The 2,981-nt window shown below is 50.4% G+C and carries 3 protein-coding genes; 2 read left to right on the top strand and 1 reads right to left on the bottom strand.

The window, feature by feature from the left end; genetic code table 11:
- Positions 1-736 (top strand): FAD binding domain-containing protein (locus tag ACYC56_RS14050; protein ID WP_461374798.1); only part of this gene is annotated, 736 nt, incomplete at its 5' end.
- A 225-nt stretch (positions 737-961) separates the two neighbouring features.
- Positions 962-2,164: a mandelate racemase/muconate lactonizing enzyme family protein gene (locus ACYC56_RS14045; protein ID WP_461374797.1), complete on the top strand. Its 1,203-nt coding sequence runs from the start codon at positions 962-964 to the stop codon at positions 2,162-2,164.
- A gap of 138 nt (positions 2,165-2,302) precedes the next feature.
- Here ACYC56_RS14045 and ACYC56_RS14040 read toward each other — a convergent pair.
- Positions 2,303-2,981: ATP-binding protein (locus ACYC56_RS14040; RefSeq protein WP_461374796.1), on the bottom strand; the 679-nt coding region annotated here is incomplete at its 5' end.

Raw genomic sequence — 2,981 nt, 5'->3', positions numbered from 1 at the left:
TATTGCTCGTCATCCCGTGGTGAAAGAGAAATTTTCTGCCCTGTCTCTGGCAGCCGGAAAAACCGCCTCACCCCATATACGGGAGATGGGCACCCTGGCCGGGAATATCTGCCAGGATATAAGATGCTGGTACTACCGAACTCCGGACAACCGGTTTCCTTGCCTGAGAAAGGGCGGCGGACGGTGTTATGCCATAGCCGGCGACAATCGTTATCATTCCATCTTCGGCGGCAGTGTGGAAGAAGGATGCTATGCTGTTCATCCCAGCGATACCGCCCCGGCTTTGATCGCCCTTGATAGCCGCATCAGGACCAACAAGAGAACCATTCCGGCCGAGGATTTCTTTCGGGTGAGTGTGGCCGGGACGACAGTTCTGGAAAAAGACGAACTCGTCCTGGAGATCGATATTCCGGCACCGGCCCCTGACACCGGAAGCGCCTTCACCAAATTTGCCATTAGGAAGTCCATTGATTTTCCTATCGTCAACTGCGCGGCCTCAATAACAATCAAAGACCAAAAAATCGAAAAAGCCCGAATCTGCTTAAACGCCGTTTTTGTAAAACCATACCGGCCGGTCAATGCCGAAAAAACAATAATTGGAAAACCACCTAACGAAAAAATTGCAGAAGGAGCCGGAGGGGCCGCTGTCGCCGGAGCCAAACCTTTGACACACAACGGTTATATGGTCCAGATCGCCCGGGCTCTGGTTATGAGGACGGTTCGGTCATGTCTTTAGATTCTTAGAAACGAAGCCTGAGAATTTATCTCTACCTTTTCTAAAAGGGGGATTGATCGTCTCTGGCCAGTCGATGCTGGATGCTGGATTGACTTTATCCTGAATCGAGTATCGCTTTTTGTTTTTATCCAGTATCCAGCATCATTCTTGGAGGATCGAAACTAAGAACTAAATTTCAAATAGGTTTGGCTAGCTTTTCTTAACCTCCAAAAAGAAAGGACGACCATGAAACTGACAAAGGTTAAACCATATGTTGTAAAAACCGAGCCGCCCAATTGGGGAGGATTTTTATGGTTTTTTCTCAAGCTGGAAACCGACCAGGGAATTTCCGGCTGGGGAGAAACCGCGGTTCTCTGGAGCCTTTACGGCCTTGAAGAAGGCTACGAAAAAATGGTGAAGAACATCTTCGACATGTACCTGAAAGATCAAGACCCGATCAACCGGGAAACGCTGTACCATATACTTTATTCCAACCTGACGGCCCAACATCCTGATTATCTTACCGTTGGTTTGATCAGCGCCTTTGATATCGCTTTATGGGATATTTGCGGGAAATTTTACAACACCCCGGTTTACAATCTGCTGGGGGGAAAATACAGAGACCGGGTCAGAAGTTACACCTACCTCTTCGACCTGAAAAAAGACAATCTCCTGGAAGCCACTCTGGATTGGTTCACCAACCCCGACGGGCTGGCTGAAACGGCGGCCGGGATGGTGGAGGCGGGATTTACCGGGGTCAAATTCGATCCCCTACCCCAGGCCGGGTTAAGACGAATGCCCCTGGCCCCCTGGGAAATAACCATGGCCGAGTATGATCACGCCGAAAGGGCGGTGGAGAAGGTCCGCCAGGCCGTCGGGAACAAGGCCGATATATGCATCGGCACTCACGGGCAGATCACTCCGGCCGTCTCCAGACGCCTGGCCAAGAGAGTTGAAAAATATGACCCCTTGTGGCTGGAAGAGCCCTGCCCGCCGGAAAACTTTAAGGAAATGGCTAGGGTGGCCGCCAGCACGACCATCCCCATCGCCACCGGCGAAAGATTGGTAACCATTCATGATTTTCAAAAATTGTTCGAAGCCGGCGCTTGTGCCATTGCCCAGCCTGACCTGGGAAGCTGCGGAGGGATCACGGCCTGCAAAAAGATCGCCTCCATGGCCGAGGCCTATTACGTGCTCATGGCCCCTCATGTCTGGGGAGGGCCGGTCATCACCGCCGCCGCCCTGCAGATCGATGCCAACATACCAAACTTTCTGGTTCAGGAGAGCATTTTCAAGGCTCGGCATTTTTTTGATGAAATCGTCAAAGAACCTTTCGAGTGGAAGGACGGGGATCTTATTCCGCCGGATAGACCCGGAATCGGCATTGAACTGGATGATAAGAAGCTTGAAAAATATAAAGGAACCCTGGCGGATTATAGTAGAAGATAGTGGTTCCCCTGGATTTGAATTAATGTGCTGATAGGGCGATCGGTTGCCTCTTGGATAATCTCAGAAGAGAAGACCGCCCGGCCCCTAGCAGCAAAATTCGGTAAATATTATTTTGAGACCCTTAATAAGCTGAACAATTTAAAATAAAGAATCAAATAACTTAAAAGCAGCGGCACGGGCCGGGGAATTCTCGGGAAGGGTGCTGGTGGGTTTCCCTTCTTTGTCGAACTCATAAATCATGGTATCTTTGGGAATTACCCCCAAAAGAGTTAATCCCTGTTCCTGAAGCAGGATTTCCCGATCCTTAAGTTCCGAGAGGTCCTCTGCTTCGGCCCGGTTGATGATGACTAATCTTTTTTCTATCTTCAGTCCCAATTCCCGGGTCAATTCTCCTATACGGACAGCAGCCTGTAGCCCCCGTCGGGAGCTGTCGGAAACGATCAGCAATACGTCGATCTCCCGGGTGGTCAGCCGGCTGATATGTTCCATGCCGGCCTCGTTATCCACCACCATATAGGGATAATTTTGAGATAATTTTTCTATAAATTCGGTTAGGAGGTTGTTGGCGGCACAATAACACCCCTGCCCTTCGGGCCGGCCCATAATGATCAGATCAAACCCTTCGGCTTCAACTAAAGACTCCTGAATCCTCATTTCCATGAAAATATCTTTGGTCATACCGGGCAGGCCGCCTTTTTTCATTTCTTCCCGGGCATCACCGATCGTTTGTCCTGCCTGGACACCCAGGACCTCATTCAAGTTGGCATTGGCGTCAGCGTCAACCGCCAATACGGGTTTGAGACCTTTTCCCACCATG

It is taken from the genome of Candidatus Aquicultor sp., assembly GCF_054640775.1.
This window is presented reverse-complemented; position numbering and strand designations above follow the sequence as displayed.

Bases quoted from the DNA above. Each gene is read 5' to 3' on its own strand.
- ACYC56_RS14045 (WP_461374797.1), top strand. From the start codon at position 962: ATGAAACTGACAAAGGTTAAACCATATGTTGTAAAAACCGAGCCGCCC.